At 55.0% G+C, this 15,542-nt stretch carries 16 protein-coding genes; 2 read left to right on the forward strand and 14 right to left on the reverse strand.

The window, feature by feature from the left end; all coding sequences use genetic code 11:
• Positions 1–117 precede the first annotated feature (117 nt).
• The 11 genes from fliP to fliF form a co-directional block, all read right to left on the reverse strand.
• Entirely contained in the window at positions 118–852 is a 735-nt protein-coding gene (fliP, locus tag ACX1CU_RS09385; RefSeq protein ID WP_459402290.1) for a flagellar type III secretion system pore protein FliP, read from the reverse strand.
• Entirely contained in the window at positions 849–1,256 is a 408-nt protein-coding gene (gene fliO, locus ACX1CU_RS09390; RefSeq protein WP_459402291.1) for a flagellar biosynthetic protein FliO, read from the reverse strand. The genes fliP and fliO overlap by 4 nt, the downstream gene beginning before the upstream one ends.
• Positions 1,256–1,672, reverse strand: coding sequence for a flagellar motor switch protein FliN (gene fliN, locus ACX1CU_RS09395; RefSeq protein WP_459402292.1), 417 nt, complete (start codon positions 1,670–1,672; stop codon positions 1,256–1,258). The genes fliO and fliN overlap by 1 nt, the downstream gene beginning before the upstream one ends.
• Entirely contained in the window at positions 1,665–2,669 is a 1,005-nt protein-coding gene (gene fliM, locus ACX1CU_RS09400) for a flagellar motor switch protein FliM (protein ID WP_459402293.1), read from the reverse strand. The genes fliN and fliM overlap by 8 nt, the downstream gene beginning before the upstream one ends.
• 6 nt (positions 2,670–2,675) lie before the next feature.
• Positions 2,676–3,164: a flagellar basal body-associated protein FliL gene (gene fliL / locus ACX1CU_RS09405; RefSeq protein ID WP_459402294.1), complete on the reverse strand. Its 489-nt coding sequence runs from the start codon at positions 3,162–3,164 to the stop codon at positions 2,676–2,678.
• A 123-nt stretch (positions 3,165–3,287) separates the two neighbouring features.
• On the reverse strand, positions 3,288–4,424 hold the full coding sequence (locus ACX1CU_RS09410; protein ID WP_459402295.1) for a flagellar hook-length control protein FliK: 1,137 nt from the start codon (positions 4,422–4,424) through the stop codon (positions 3,288–3,290).
• On the reverse strand, positions 4,421–4,867 hold the full coding sequence (fliJ, locus tag ACX1CU_RS09415) for a flagellar export protein FliJ (protein WP_459402296.1): 447 nt from the start codon (positions 4,865–4,867) through the stop codon (positions 4,421–4,423). Before fliJ ends, ACX1CU_RS09410 begins: the two co-directional genes overlap by 4 nt.
• 18 nt (positions 4,868–4,885) lie before the next feature.
• Complete coding sequence (fliI, locus tag ACX1CU_RS09420; protein WP_459402766.1) at positions 4,886–6,247, reverse strand: flagellar protein export ATPase FliI; 1,362 nt, start codon at positions 6,245–6,247, stop codon at positions 4,886–4,888.
• A complete protein-coding gene (gene fliH / locus ACX1CU_RS09425) occupies positions 6,247–6,933 on the reverse strand; it encodes a flagellar assembly protein FliH (RefSeq protein ID WP_459402297.1) in 687 nt (228 codons plus the stop codon). The genes fliI and fliH overlap by 1 nt, the downstream gene beginning before the upstream one ends.
• The gene (fliG, locus tag ACX1CU_RS09430; RefSeq protein WP_459402298.1) at positions 6,926–7,918 is read right to left on the reverse strand and encodes a flagellar motor switch protein FliG; all 993 of its coding nucleotides are present in this window, start codon (positions 7,916–7,918) and stop codon (positions 6,926–6,928) included. The genes fliH and fliG overlap by 8 nt, the downstream gene beginning before the upstream one ends.
• On the reverse strand, positions 7,915–9,579 hold the full coding sequence (gene fliF, locus ACX1CU_RS09435) for a flagellar basal-body MS-ring/collar protein FliF (protein WP_459402299.1): 1,665 nt from the start codon (positions 9,577–9,579) through the stop codon (positions 7,915–7,917). Before fliF ends, fliG begins: the two co-directional genes overlap by 4 nt.
• A gap of 242 nt (positions 9,580–9,821) precedes the next feature.
• Here fliF and fliE point away from each other — a divergent pair, with 242 nt between their 5' ends.
• Positions 9,822–10,136, forward strand: coding sequence for a flagellar hook-basal body complex protein FliE (fliE, locus tag ACX1CU_RS09440; protein WP_459402300.1), 315 nt, complete (start codon positions 9,822–9,824; stop codon positions 10,134–10,136).
• A gap of 1,533 nt (positions 10,137–11,669) precedes the next feature.
• On the opposite strand, the gene fliT is transcribed toward fliE, so the two are convergent.
• The 3 genes from fliT to fliD are packed head-to-tail and all read right to left on the reverse strand — an operon-like array spanning position 11,670 to position 13,874.
• Positions 11,670–12,032, reverse strand: coding sequence for a flagella biosynthesis regulatory protein FliT (gene fliT, locus ACX1CU_RS09445; protein ID WP_459402301.1), 363 nt, complete (start codon positions 12,030–12,032; stop codon positions 11,670–11,672).
• The gene (gene fliS, locus ACX1CU_RS09450) at positions 12,032–12,442 is read right to left on the reverse strand and encodes a flagellar export chaperone FliS (RefSeq protein WP_459402302.1); all 411 of its coding nucleotides are present in this window, start codon (positions 12,440–12,442) and stop codon (positions 12,032–12,034) included. The genes fliT and fliS overlap by 1 nt, the downstream gene beginning before the upstream one ends.
• 25 nt (positions 12,443–12,467) lie before the next feature.
• Positions 12,468–13,874: a flagellar filament capping protein FliD gene (gene fliD / locus ACX1CU_RS09455; RefSeq protein ID WP_459402303.1), complete on the reverse strand. Its 1,407-nt coding sequence runs from the start codon at positions 13,872–13,874 to the stop codon at positions 12,468–12,470.
• Between the two features lie 347 nt (positions 13,875–14,221).
• Between fliD and ACX1CU_RS09460 the strand changes: the two genes are divergently transcribed.
• Entirely contained in the window at positions 14,222–15,475 is a 1,254-nt protein-coding gene (locus ACX1CU_RS09460) for a FliC/FljB family flagellin (RefSeq protein WP_459402304.1), read from the forward strand.
• Positions 15,476–15,542: the final 67 nt, after the last annotated feature.

Below are 15,542 nucleotides of genomic sequence, written 5' to 3' on the forward strand. Positions count from 1 at the left end.
CCTGGGGGAGAGGGCCGGGGTGAGGGGCTTGTAGTCCGGTGATCGCCCCTCACCAATCCCCTCTCCCCAAGGAGAGGGGATTGGTTAGTCTTAACGGGTTGGCATTCCCCATCAGGCCTAGCTATAAAAACTCTGCGCCAGCGATCCGAGCAGCAACTGCCAGCCATCCACCAGCACAAACAGCATCAGCTTGAAGGGTAATGAGATCGTTGCGGGGGGCACCATCATCATCCCCAGCGCCATCAGCACGCTGGCGACCACCAGATCGATAATCAGAAACGGAATAAATACGGTAAAACCGATCTGGAAGGCGGTTTTCAACTCGCTGGTGACGTAGGCGGGCAGCAGAATGCGCATCGGCACTGCTTCCGGCCCGGCCAGCGGTGGCAGGTTGGCAAGTTTGGCGTACAGGGCCAGATCGGTTTCCCGCGTCTGGCGCAGCATAAACTCACGCAGCGGCTGAGAACCCTGCTCGAACGCCACCTCCATGCTGATTTTATCCTGGCTGAATGGCAGATAAGCGTTCTGATACACCTGATCGAATACCGGCGACATGATAAAGAAGGTCAGAAACAGCGCCAGCCCCAGCATCACCTGATTCGGCGGTGCCGAAGGGGTGCCCAGCGCGTTACGCAGCAGGCCCAGCACGATGATGATGCGGGTGAAGCTGGTCATCATCAGCAGCATGGCGGGCAGGAAGCTGAGTGAGGTCAGCAACACCAGCGTTTGCACCGGCAAGGACCAGCTTTGGCCGCCGTTGGCTAAAGGCTGGCTAATCAGGCCGGGTAGCTGTGCCAACGCCGCTGGGCTCAGCAACAACAGGGTAACGGCAAGCAGCGAGCGTGGATTCATCGCGCTTTCCCCCGGTGCTTCAGCACGTTGTGCATTAGCTGGCGGAAATCCGCCGGTGGCGTGTCTGCTTCTGCCGCGCTGTCTTTCTGCGGAGCCGGTAGGGTATGCAGCGGGGTGATCTGTTGGGCGGTGACCCCCAGCACCAGCCAGGTGTTATCGATCTCAACCACCACTACCCGCTCACGTTGCCCCACTTGGCAACTGGCCTTCAGGTTGAGCAATTTACTGCTGTGAGCCTGGGGCGCAAACCCCAGGCGGCGGAACAGCCAGCCTGCGAGCACAATCAGCAGCAGGATCGCGCCGAGCGCGCTGCTGACCTGCATCAGCGTTGAACCGGTGGGCAGCGCAGTGACCGGCTGCTGCTGCTGAGTGCTCTGGGTGGGTACGGCGGCGTGGGCGTTCATCAGCGGCTCAGGCGGCGCATGCGCTCGGAAGGGGTAATGATGTCGGTGATCCGCACGCCGAACTTATCGGCCACCACCACCACTTCACCTTGAGCGATCAGATAGCCGTTGATCAGGATATCCAGCGGTTCTCCGGCCAAACCGTCCAGCGCCACTACGGAGCCCTGCGACAAGCGCAGCAACTCTTTGATGGTCATTTTGGTGCGGCCCAACTCGACGGTCAGCTTGACCGGGATATCCAGAATCAGCTCGATATCTTGCAGGTTGCCGAGCGCGTCTTGTGCTTCCAGCGACGTGAACACGCCTTCGGTGGTTGCCGTGGCGGGTTCGGCGGCCTGTTGTTCGTTAAACGCATCAGCCCACAGATCGTCTACGGATCCCGGCTGTTCGCCAGACGGTGGCTTAGGATCACTCATTAGGCTGTTCCTCATTCAGAGCATTCAAAATAGGGTTAATCAGATGTTCAACGCGCAGGGCGTACTGCCCGTTCAGGGTGCCGTATTGGCTGGTTAACACCGGCACGCCGTCGACGTGGGCGATCAGACGCTCGGGTTTATCAATGGGTAATACATCGCCTGGCTGTAGTTTCAGCACTTTTGACAGGCGCATCGGGATGTCGACAAAGTTGGCAATCAACTCCAGCTCCGAGTGCTGAACCTGTTTCACCAGCGTCTCCCGCCAATGGCTGTCTTCCTGGCGTGAATTTTCCAGCGGTGGGTTGGTCAGCAGTTCCCGCAGCGGTTCGATCATGGCGAACGGGATGCAGATATTGAACTCGCCACTCAGCGCACCGATCTCTACCAAGAACGGCGTGGTAACCACGATGTCGTTCGGCGAGGTGGTGATATTGGTGAACTTAACCTGCATTTCGGCGCGTACGTACTCCACGTTGAGCTTGTAGATGGCGCTCCAGGCATCGCCATAGGCCTCCAGCGCCAGGCGCAGCATGCGTTTGATCACCCGCTGTTCGGTGGGGGTGAACTCCCGCCCTTCCACCTTGGTGGGGAAACGGCCATCGCCACCAAACAGATTATCGACGGCGATAAATACCAGACTGGGAGCAAATACGAACAGCGCCGTGCCGCGCAGCGGATTCAGATGCACCAGATTCAGGTTGGTCGGTACCGGCAGATTGCGGGCAAACTCATGGTACGGTTGGATCTTGATCGCGCCGACGGTGATATCCGGGCTGCGGCGCAGCAGGTTGAAGAGCCCCATGCGAAACTGCCGGGCAAAGCGTTCATTGATAATCTCTAACGCCTGTAGCCGTTCACGCACCACGCGGCGCTGGGTATTCGGGTCGTAAAGTTTGATCTCATTCTCGCTGCCAATGGTCGCAGCGGGTTGATCCCCCTCGGCTTCACCGTTGAGCAAGGCGTCGATCTCTGCTTGTGAAAGAAGACTGTCGCCCATGGAGGATTACCGCAGTATGAAGGCAGTGAATAGTACATCGCTGATCACCTGTTTAGGCTGCCCTTTGACCAGCGGTGTAGCGAGGGCTTCTTTGATCTGCACCACCAATTGATGTTTCCCTTGTTCACTGGCCAGTTGGCCAGCTTCCTGCCGCGACAGCAGCATCAGCAAGCGGCTGCGCACTTCCGGCAGAAAATCGTTTAACTGGCGGCGGGTGGCCTCATCGGGTAAGCGCAGCGTCAGGCCGATATACAGCACGCGGTCTGGGTTGTTATCCGGCGTGACCAGGTTGACGGTAAAGGTGTCGAGCGGCATAAACACCGGCGCGGGCGGTGGCAGCTTTTGCGCCGCTGCGGCAGACTTGCCGTCTTTCGGTGGTTGCATCAGCCACCAACCGTAGCCTGCGGCCCCGCAGGCACCAAGGGCGATCAGCACAAACAGGATCAACTGGAATGAACGCTTTTTGGGTGCTGTCGGCAGGGAATTTTCAGACATGATGTAGTATCCATTAGGGCGGCGTGTGCAAAAAACTCACGTATGACATATAAGCGGATTATCTCGTTTATCCTGCTGGCCAATAGCCAGAATAGGTGGAGAAAAGCGCGCCAGATTGAGCGTTTAGGCGAAAATATCAACGCCTTCGACCGACCGGGCCATTGCCTGTAAGGCTGCTGGAGTATCAAGGTTTTGCATATGGGTTTCCGCGCGGCCGTGCTGCTGGCGATACGCAGGCTGCCCGCCGCTGTGTGAGTTTTGCTGCGGTGATGGCAGCGATTCGCCGCCAACGCTGCTCTGGCCAAGGCTGATGCCGTTTTCCGCCAGTGCCTGGCGCAACTGCGGCAATGCGGCTTCCACCGCCGAACGTACCTGACCCTGTGCCGAGGTAATATGTAACTGCACCTGGTTGTCGTCGAGCGTCAGCCTGATCTGTAGCGCGCCCAACTCCTGCGGATGCAGGCGCAGTTCGGCACTTTGCTGGCCGTTGCGCTGGAACAACAGCACCTGTTGGCTTAACGCCTGCTGCCATTCCGCGCTGCCGAGTGGTGCATGCAACTGAGGTGTTGGCGATGTGGTTGCGGCAACCGGGCTGGTAACCGCCGGTGTGGGGGCATAAGCGATCGCCGCTGAGGGCTGGGCAGGCTCGGCGGTGAGTTTGGTTAGAACGGGCGGTTGGTCAGCCTGGCTATCGGGCGCGAATGGGGTCGTATCGGCTTTTACCGCCAGCGGGGTTTTATCGGCAACGGTTGTTGGCGCTTTCTGCTGGGCCAGATTTGGCGCAGATTCGGCTGGCTTATCATTCACCGTGCTTAACAAATCCGTGGCTTCAGGCTGGTTTTGCTCACCAATTATCGCCTGTCCACTCGGCTGTGGCGGCGGTAGGGCGGGCAATATGACGAACAGCGCCTGTAGCGTGGCGGCTGGTGGTAATGGAGCTTCATCAGGCTTTTGCTGTTGTTCATCAAGCCGGGGGCTGGTGTCAATCAACACCGCTTGGGGTTCTGCGCGGCTCAGCACGCCAGCCTGTTCCAACAGTGGGTTAAGCTGACTACGGCTCAACGCGGGTGCGTTGGGAACCGCAGCCTGTAACTGTGCCGCCATCAGCTTGCCGTTCGGTTTCCCCTCGGGCGAAAAGCGTTCACTCAGCAGTTGGGCAAAGGCCGAAGACAGCTCGCTATCGCTTAGCGGCAGAGCGGTTTCACCTAGCGCCAGATTATCGCCAGCCGTCAGCAGGCCAACCGGAAGAGTGAGATTCATTGGGCTAGGTTCCTGTGTGCACTGCGCTGCGCGAACTCATCCATCAGTTTCTGATCCCGTTTATTCTCCAACACCTGTTCGGCACTCAAGGCGCGGGTATGCAGGGTGTCGAAGGCGTTCAGCCGTTGCTGTTTGTCCTGCCAGTGCTTGGCGGCATGAGTGACTTTTTCGTTCCACTGCAACACATGATGGCGGTGCTGAACGATCGCCTGTTCAAGCGTGCCGATAAATTGCTGGTAGTTCTGCCAACTGGCAGAACCCATGCCATCGCATAGGGTGCTATTCAGCTTGTTGCGATACTCATCCTGATAGTTGAGCAGCAGGCTGAGCTGTTGTTCTGCGGCCTGTTGCGCCTGGCGTGCCTGGCCGAGCTGCTGTGCGGCCTGTTCCACAGCGTCCTGCGCCAGATCGCGCAGAATAATCAGAGGTGATGGTGTTTTCATTGCGTTCACGCTCCTTGGTTACAGGATCAGTTGCCGTAATTGCTGGCAGGCCTCGTCGTATCCGCTGCGTTCGAAGATGCCCTGTTGCAGATAGGCTTCCATCTGCGGATACAGCGCGATGGCGCGGTCCAACAGCGGATCGCTGCCTGCGGCATAGGCCCCCACGCTGATCAGATCGCGGTTACGCTGGTAGCTGGCCAGCATCTGCTTGAATTGCCGTACTCGGCGGTAGTGTTCTTCATCAATCAACGCGGTCATTGCCCGGCTGATCGAGGCTTCGATATCAATGGCCGGATAGTGCCCGGCCTCGGCCAAGCGCCTTGCTAACACCACGTGACCATCGAGAATGGCGCGTGCCGAATCGGCGATCGGATCCTGCTGATCGTCCCCCTCGGTCAGCACCGTATAGAAAGCGGTAATCGATCCACCGCCGCTGATGCCGTTACCGGCGCGCTCCACCAACGCGGGCAATTTGGCAAACACCGATGGGGGATAGCCTTTGGTGGCCGGTGGCTCACCGATCGCCAGTGCGATCTCGCGCTGCGCCATGGCGTAACGGGTGAGCGAGTCCATAATCAGCAGCACGTGCTGGCCGCGATCGCGGAAGTCTTCGGCGATGCGGGTGGCATAAGCGGCCCCCTGCATGCGCAGCAAGGGTGAGACATCCGCCGGGGCGGCGATCACCACCGAGCGGGCACGGCCTTCGGCACCCAGAATGTTTTCGATAAAATCCTTCACCTCACGGCCACGTTCACCGATCAGCCCGACGACAATCACGTCGGCCTGGGTATAGCGCGCCATCATGCCGAGCAGCACGCTTTTACCGACACCGGAACCGGCGAACAAGCCCATACGTTGGCCGCGCCCGACGGTCAGCAAACCGTTGATGGTACGCACGCCGACGTCGAGCACCTGCTCAATCGGGGTGCGTTGCAATGGGTTGAAGGGTGCGGTGATCAATGCTGCCCGGTAGCCGGTTTCCGGGGCGGGCAGGCCGTCGAGCGGCTTGGCGCTGCCGTCCAGCACCCGGCCAAGCAGCGCAGGGCCGAGGGGCAGTTGCTTGCTGGCGCTTTGCCCTTCCGGGGCGATGCGCGCATAGACTCGAGCGCCAGGGACGATGCCGTCCACCTCTTCCAGCGGCATCAGGAACAGCCGCTGGCCGTTGAACCCGACCACTTCACTTTCCACTTCCTGTATGGCACCGGCATCATGGCGTTCGATCAGGCAGGTTGCTCCGAGCGGCAGTTGCAGCCCGGTGGCCTCCAGCACCAGCCCGGTGGCGCGCACCAGCCGACCGTAGCGGCGTACCGCAGGGGCACGGGCAATGCGTTTTTCCAACGCATCCAGCGCGTTCAGCCAGCGGCCAAGTCGCACCGTCATCATACGTCTCCCGGCGCTGCCAGGCGGCAAAGCTCATGCCAGCGCGTTGCCAGGCTGGCATCCAGATCGCCTTCGTCGGCGCTGACTTTGCAGCCGCCGGGGTGCAGTTGACCATCGGCCAGCAGCCGCCAGCCATGCAGGCTGAGCGTAACGCCAAGCTGCTGTTCCACCCGCGGGTAATCATCCGGGTGCACGCGTAGCTGCGGTTTACCGCTGAACATCGGTTCCTGTTGAATCAACTGCTGGATCTGGCTGAGCAGGGCGGTGCCGTCGCAGACCGGGGGCTGACCGATCACCTGTTTGGCGGCGGTCAAGGCCAGTTGCATCAGTCGCGAGGCAATCACGCTGTCGAGTGCATCCAGCGTGTGCTGAAACTCGCTGACCATTTGTTGCCACTGTTCCGTCAGCGGCTGTTGCTGCTGCTGGCCTTCGACAATGCCTTGCTGACGCCCTTCCTCCAGCCCGGTTTGAAAACCGGCGGCGTAACCTTGCTGCTGGCCTTCGGTATAACCCTGCTGTTGCGCTTGCTGGCGCAGCAGTTCCAGCCGTTGCTGCTCATCGGCAGCGTTCCCCTGTGGGGCGAGTTGAATCTCTGGCGGCGGTTCTGCGACAGTTAACGGCGTGGGCGCGGCCAGATCCTTGGGCGACCAGCGCTGCCAGGGCAGGGTATTGAGGCGTTCAGACATAGGTGTCCTCGCCGCCGCCGACAATCATTTCGCCGGTTTCCGCCAGGCGACGCACCACGAGCAGGATGGCTTTCTGTTCGTTCTCCACCTGCGACATGCGCACCGGGCCACGGTTGGCCAAGTCGTCGCGCAGGATCTCGGCGGCGCGTTGTGACATGTTCTTGAGGAATTTTTCGCGCAGCGGCTGTTCGGCACCTTTCAGGGCGATCAGCAGCGATTCGCCTTCCACTTCCTGCAACAGGCGCTGGATGCTGCGATCGTCCACGTCCACCAGATTTTCGAACAGGAACATCTCGTCGATAATTTTCTGCGCCAGTTCACCGTCGTATTCGCGCATGGCCCCCATCACCGCCTCTTCCTGATGGGTTTTCATCAGGTTGATAATCTCGGCGGCGGTGCGTACCCCACCCATTTTGCTGCGCTTGAGGTTTTGCCCATCCAGCAGGTTGTTCAGCACTTCGGTCAACTCCGCCAGCGCCGCCGGTTGTACCCCGCCGAAGGTGGCGATACGCAGCATCACGTCGTTGCGCTGGCGCTCGTCGAACTGCGCCAGAATGTCTGCCGCCTGAGCGCGCTTCAGGTGCACCAGAATGGTGGCGATAATCTGCGGATGTTCATCGCGGATCAGATCGGCGGCACTCTGCGGCTCCATAAAGTTGAGCGTTTCCATGCCGGAGGTGGTTTCACGCGATTCGAGGATGTCTTCCAGCAGGCTGGCGGCACGTTCTTCCCCCAGAGCCTTAATCAGCACTGAACGCAGGTAGTCGTTGGCGTTGACGCTGAGTGCCGCAAACTGGTCGGCGTCATCTTCAAACTCGGTGAGGAGTTCCCCCAACTGTTTGTGCGACACCTGGCGCATGCTGGCCATGGTGCCGCTCAGTTGCTGCACTTCACGCGAGGAGAGATGTTTGAATACCTCGGCCGCGCGATCTTCACCTAACGTCATCAGCAGGATGGCGCTCTTTTCAGTCCCTGACAGGCTCATAGCTCGTTACTCATCCATTGGCGGATCACCAGAGCGATCACGCGCGGATCTTTGTCGGCCAGATCGCGGATCCGCTGGCCCTGGACTTCGGCATTGACGCGCTGCTGGGATTTTTTACGCAGTGCTAACTCTTCGTGGTTGGGCTTGTTGATATCGGCTGTGGGCAAATTGGCGGCGGCAAGGGCTACCGGGCGGCCTTGCAACTGCGGGCGTACCAGCTTGCGCCACAGCAGCCAGGCCACCAGCAACACCAGCAGATAGCGGCCCGCCTTAAATACCTGCTCAATAAATGCCTGCGACTGCCAGAACGGCAATTCGCTGCGAGCGGGTTCCACATCATTGAACGGCGTATTCACCACGTTCAGGGTATCGCCACGGCTGCTGGAATAGCCCATTGCTTCACGCACCAGCGATTCCACCTGGGCCAACTGCTCTTTGCTCATGAGCACCGGTTTACCGTCTTGATCGGTACCCAGCGTATTGATCACTACGGCGACCGACAGACGCTCTACCGCCCCGGCCTTTTGCTGGGTATGGCGGATGGTGCGATCCAGCTCATAGTTGGTGGTTTCGTCACGGCGGGTATTCTGCGGCTGGTTGCTGTTGGCATTTGCCGTGGAGGTATTGGCGTTGGCTGGCGTCTTCGCTGCTTTCGCGGGTTTGGGCTTTTCGATCGGTGCGCTAGCGGGGATGCTGGGTTGATTGGATAGGGCACCCGGCACGCCGCCGATCGCTTGTCCACCAAGCTGTTCGCTCTGGCTGAGCTGTTTTGACCGTATCGCAGACTTATCCGGGTTCTGGTTGGGCTGATACTGTTCGTCGGTTTGCTCGCGGGTGGCAAAATCAATCTGCGCGGTGACCTGGGCGCGCACGTTGGCACGGCCGACAATGGGCGCAATGATGGCTTCGATGCGGCGTTGGTAGCGGTTTTCCACGTCGTTGGCATACTTCAGCTGTGCCGTATTGAGATCGCGCCCGCTGCCGTCGGACTGGGTCAGCAGGCGGCCAGCCTGATCGACGACGGTCACGTTGGCAGGGGGCAAGCCCGCGACGCTGCTGGCTACCATATGGACGATGGCGTTGATTTGGCCATCGTCCAGCGCTCGGCCAGATTGCAGGGTTAGGGTGACCGAGGCTGAAGGCGGTTTTTGTTCACGAACAAACAGCGAAGGCTTTGGCAGCGCCAGATGCACGCGGGCATTTTGTACCGGCCCCAGTGATTCTATGGTACGCGACAGTTCGCCCTCCAGCGCACGCTGATAGTTGATCTGCTCGCTGAACTGGCTGATGCCAAACTTTTCCTGATCGAGCAGTTCGAACCCGACGGCACCGCCTTTGGGCAACCCTTGCTGCGCCAGCCGTAACCGGGTTTCGTGCACCTTTTCTGCCGGGATCATCAGCGCAGAGCCGTTCTCGGTAAAGCGATATGGAATATTCATCTGCGACAGTTGCGTGACGATGGCTCCGCCGTCGCGGTCGCTAAGATTGCTGTACAGCACCCGATAATCCGCACTTTTCACCCATAACAGCAGCGCGACCACGGTGGCGATTGCCGCTGAAGCGGCGATCAGCAGTGGAATTTTCGAGCTGGCACGCAGGCGGTGCCACATGGCTGGAAAACCATGACTCTGGGCTGCGCTGGTGTTGCTTGAGGCACTCATGCTGACAGCTTCTCAGTATGATGGTTAGCGTTGTGTGGTGACAAAGCAGGCTCCCTGAGACAGATAGCTTTACGGGCTGACAAAAGGGCTTTTCCCTTCTTTGGGCACGCCATTATTTGCCCTCAAGGCCAATATTGATGGCGCGATAAGCCGGGTTTTTTGCTGCCAATTAAGCGCTTTAAGTGGAATAAGCAGTGCTAGGCTGTACAACAGCGGAAAATGCGCGGCGCATTGAGGTCTCTATGACAATTCAGAGTGTTGAAGGGGTTGTGCAGCAGTTGCAGGCTACGGCGATACAGGCTGGCGGCGTGGCACCGGGTAACTCGGTGCAGGGCACCCGCTTTGCCAGTGAACTGAAGGCTGCGATTAGCAAAATTAGTGACACCCAGCAGAGCGCACGCCAACAGGCGCAGGGTTTCGCATTGGGTGTGCCGGGCATCAGCCTGAATGATGTGATGGTTGATTTGCAGAAGTCTTCGGTTTCGCTGCAACTGGGGGTACAAGTGCGTAATAAGCTGGTAGCGGCTTATCAGGATATTATGAATATGCCGGTGTAGTCGAAAAACGCTCGGTGGCGTTGAGTCTGTGCAACATGTCTGAAATTGATTGACAGATGAACAGTAATCAAATGCATTCCCTGGCGTTTAGGTTGCTAATTGGTTGAAAAACAACACGTTATGCAACATAAAGATAGCTGATAAAACATACTTTTTATGGTCTGAACCATTATCGGTTTCAATAAGCGCAGAGAGCAATATTTTAGAAATTATATTCAGGTATCAAGTTGTATTTCTTAATATATTAAAGAAAGTCTGTTTCTTGAGCGCCGCCGATGTTTTCTGCGCGAAGTACCAATTTTTTTTGCGTCAATGATATTAGAGTGTTTTCTAAAGGAAAATATACACAGTGCCATCAGTGACGCCACCAAAAACTCCATCTCACTACCCTCCATGATAATTGATTAGTGGGGCTAATACTTAAGCTAATCGAACGAACTGTCAATGTAATTATCTGAAAATAGGTTTTTTCCTGTTTTTTTTAGGATTTGACCTGTTTTTTTATTCGGTTTATATAAGGTTTTTTTTCTTATTTATTCGAAAGAAACATACATAATTTAATTAATTGCTGAGTGAAAATATTTATAGCAGATATGTATTGAACGAAGTGGCATCAGGTCGCCAAGCTTTCTAGCAATGAGATACTTGGGTTTTTGCATTTGCCGTGATTGTAGGTGCTGTTGTATTGAACCCAACAGGCAGTGTGAACGCCTGCGGAGAAGGGGAGGCAATCCAGAAAGTAGCATCCAAAAGGCACCTTTTTTCACAGATTACTCCTTTGGAAATTTATTGTTGGTGGGAATGAGGAAATATAGAGTGGGATTAGGAGGTTCATACGGTAAATAAACTGAAAACTCAACTTAATTTTAAGCATCCAGATAACGTTTATGTTTTAACTAAAAATATACGAATAAATATGATGGCAATCAGAGAGTCGGCGGTTGTTTTTTACTGGAACAGAACGGTTTTTAAGTGATCTGTGTCTGTTTTTTTAATATCTTGGTGGTTATAATGAGTGAGTGAAAAATGATTGAAAGTGGTTTTTACTAATACAAATCATTGCGAATTTAAGAAACTTTTTTGGTTAAATATTTCTGATGTAGGGAAAACGATGAGTACAAAAAGTGAGATGAGATGGCGTTTTTTCAGTTTTATTATGCTGATTGCGCTAATCCTATTGACGATTGTGCTGGTTAAGTCCAGTTGACATACAGGGCCACTGCTGGTGGCCACCCTGCCTGATTTTCGGGTTCAGCCTTGTACTATTCTTCGCGGTTCAATCGTGGCAATGGGGGGCAACGTTGTTGCGGGTGACATTATCCACTGATGTCTATGTATTACCGTAGGGCTCCGTCAAGCGAACAGAAAATACCCAATTTGGCAGGAGGATTATCCATACAAGAAAGAATCATGCCTGGAATATTACCTGCCATTTGCGTTATTCAAATACTGTACGTTGGTGTTATTATACAGCAGGCTAATAATAGCGATTGGTGCTATTTCACGCTTAAACGAGAGTATATTGCGTAGGAATTATCTTGACTGTGGTTCCCCTAATAGCAGAGCCTGATCATGGAACTGCCCGTAGGTGTTGTTGATGACGTTCTGCTGTGTAGACTGCCCAATCAATACTTTCAATTCATCCATACGCAGTTGTAATAATCGCTTCAATTCGTTCTCGTTGTCCAAAATTTGCTGCAACTTGCGGTGCAAGCTTTCCTGTAATGCTATGGATGATCCGCAGGCATCGGCAAAATCGGCGGTTTTTTCCACGGCTTTAACGTAGGCCATTTCCAGTTCAACCAGATCTTCCCATTGGCTGGACTGTGCCAGGGCAATCATTTGGCTGCTCAGGGTGTAAATCTGTTGATAGGCCGACAACAGTTGTTGTTGCATTATACGACCTCCTGTGAAGGTTGATAGTTCGGGCCAATCTGGCGCCAGGCGTCGGCGATGTTTTCCAGCAGCTTGGTGACTTCTTCAATCGCTGCAACATCGTTATGCAGATTGGCCTGCATCAGACGGCGTTTCATATAGTCATATAACGCGGCAAGGTGGGCGGCAATTTCCCCGCCATGCTCATGATTAAGCCCACTCTTCAGGCCATTATCGATAATAGTGATCGCTTTCGAAATGGCTTGGCCTTTGCCTGCGATATTCCCCTGATCCATCAGGATGCGGGCACGCAGCAGGGCGCTGAGTGCCGCGTCGAATAACATCACGATCAACTGGTGCGGGCTGGCACTCATTACGCCGCTTTCGAGGCCGATCTGGGCGTAAGCCTGAGTTCCGCTACGGTTATGCATGCTATGTTTACCTAGTTAAAAGCTCTTACTTAGTTGAGAACTGTTGGGTTAAATAACTACTGGTACCGTTCAGTTTTGACATCATGGCATCCAGTTGGACAAATTGCTGTTTGTAACGCTCAAGGGTGCTTTGAATACTGTCGCTGACGCGGGTGATCTGATCGCTCAGATCTTTGAGATCGCTGTTGATACTCTTGGTGGATTCCTCAATCACGCCATCGGTTTTAATATAGGTCTGTATTTCATGGTGGATCTCGGTGGCCATGCCGCTGTCTTTACCGTTACCGGCAAAAAAATTCGCTACCTGTTGTGGTTTTTCTTCAAGCGTCTTTTTCAACTTGTCGCTGTCGAGCTCCAGCTTGCCGGTCTTGCTATTGGTGGTAATGCCGAGATTGCCCAAGCCTTTCAGTTCAGGGTTATCCTGTGCGGCGCTGAGGGCACTTTTAATTGATGACTGAATACCACGCAGCGTGTAGTCACCGAGCAAGGCACCGTTTTTGCTACTCTGGTTTTCACCACTTTTGACCGGGGTGTATTTAGTCAGGGAATTGAAGGTATCTTGCAGTGCGTTATAGCTATCAACCCAACTCTTGATCTTATCTGCGGAACCGCTCTTATCGGCGCTGATGATCAGGTTTTGCGGCTCGCCGGGTTTGGTGGTGAACTTCAGTTCGAGTGTCACTCCTTGTAATGCATCGGCAATGGAGTTGGTGCTGCGGGTAATTTCGGTGCCATTGACGTTGATTTTCGCATCCTGCCCCTTGGTCGATTCAAACATCGGGTTAGCGCTACCCTTAGCCTGATCGTAATTAAGCACTTCACCCAATTTATCGTCGTTATTAACCTGAAGAGCAATCTGGCTGTTTGCTCCAGGGGTAGACGAGCTTATCGCCAACTTATATTGGTTATCCCCTACGCGCATGATGGTGGCTTTAACACCGGCGTTAGCTGCGTTAATCGCATCGCGCATTTCTACCAGCGAGGTTTGGCCGTCGCTGAGCGAGAGGGTCACGCTTTTAGGGGGGTAGCCTGCGGTGATGGAAAGGGAGCGATCGGCGGCACCGTCAGTGCCCAATGCGGCAGTTTGATCTTTGATATCGGCTGTGGAAGTCAGGGTTTGTGGCTGAGCCAGTTGCAGCACATCAACGCGGTAGTTGCCCGGCACCGATTTGGCGTTGGTGGTGACACTGAACTGATCGTGGGTGCTGGCGGTGGTGTTGTCAAAGAAGTCAGGTTTGGCTAGGTCTTTACTCAAGTTATCGAACTTTTCTAACGCGCTTCTCAGCGTACCGTATGCGGTCAGCTTGGCGTTATGGCTGCTCTGCTGAGTGGTATAGGGCGTTAGGCGCTGTTGTTCTGCTCGGCTCAGTTTATCCAGCAAACCGTTAAGATCCAGCCCCGAACCGATGCCTAATGAACTGATCGATGCCATTCGTGATTCTCCCAAGGTCAATGAATTATGCACTTTCAGCGTTATCGGCCCAGTAGCAGAAAAGTTTACGGCAAAATCAGAAAATCGATGGCGCAGTAGAAGAGGGAAAAGCGGCGTTATTTGCGCCATTGCCGAAAAATAAAAAAATTTAAAGGTTGCAGAAGGAGCGCCGATACCTGAAGGGACGGTGATTGACGCCGTGGCGAAATAAACCCAGACCTTTTAATTGTGAATGCGAATATGCCCTAAATAATTCGAGTTGCTTGTAGGCGACAGAGCGCAGCCAACACCCAAGCAACTTGAAGTATGACGGAAATATCGCAGCTGATTCGTAAGGAAAGCAAACTATGGCACAAGTCATTAATACCAACAGCCTGTCGCTGATGGCGCAGAATAACCTGAATAAATCTCAATCTGCCCTGGGTACGGCGATTGAGCGTCTCTCTTCTGGTTTGCGTATCAACAGCGCGAAGGATGATGCGGCAGGTCAGGCGATTTCAAACCGCTTCACCGCGAATATCAAGGGGCTGACTCAGGCTTCCCGTAATGCTAACGACGGTATCTCTCTGGCGCAGACCACCGAAGGCGCGCTGAACGAGGTGAACAACAACCTGCAGAACATCCGTCGTTTGACCGTGCAGGCGCAGAACGGCTCCAACTCTTCCAGTGACTTGCAGTCGATCCAGGATGAAATTTCACAGCGCCTGAACGAGATCAACCGCATCTCCGCACAGACCGACTTTAACGGCGTGAAAGTACTGAGCAGCGATCAGAAACTGACCATTCAGGTGGGCGCTAACGATGGTGAAACCATTGATATCAGTCTGGAAAATATCAATGCCAAAACGCTAGGCTTGGATAAGTTCAGCGTTGCTGATGGCATTGATACCAGCAAGGTTGGCGCTACCGCACTGACTGCTGTTGATAAGATGGGCGCTCCGTCTATCCAGGCTGATGGCAACGCTGCGGCAAAAACCAGTGATGGTAAATTGTACGCTGTGGGAAGCGACTACTTCGTAAAATCTTCCGATGGCGGCATCTATGATGCTACTGTTGGTTCAGATGGAAAAGTGGCTTGGAGCTCTACTACCGCCACTTCTAAAACGACCACCGATATGGCTGAAGTGGCTCAGGTTAAAGTGGGTAACACCACCGTCAGCGGCCTGAGTGGGACTGATGCACTGCATAGCTATATCGATGCGACGGGCAAAGCAGGATATATGGTCAAAGGTAAAGATGCTGATGGTAACGACACTTACTTCAGCGCGACTGTTGATGCATCGGGCGCAGTGACCAAAGGTGCTCAGCAGTCTGCCCAGTCCAAAACGGCCGATCCGCTGGCGACGCTGGATAAAGCGCTTTCTCAGGTGGATTCCCTGCGTTCTTCTCTGGGGGCGGTACAGAACCGTTTCGATTCGGTGATCAATAACCTGAACAGTACCGTGAATAACCTGTCGTCTTCCCAATCCCGCATTCAGGATGCTGACTACGCGACCGAAGTGTCTAACATGAGCCGCGCCAACATCCTGCAACAGGCGGGGACGTCAGTGTTAGCACAGGCCAACCAGTCAACTCAGAACGTATTGAGCCTGCTGCGTTAATCGCTCCTCCCTATCTTATCACCCCCGCGTTTTTAGCGGGGTTTTTTGTGCCCGTTCGCCAGCGCTA

The organism is Serratia sp. D1N4, from assembly GCF_054552755.1.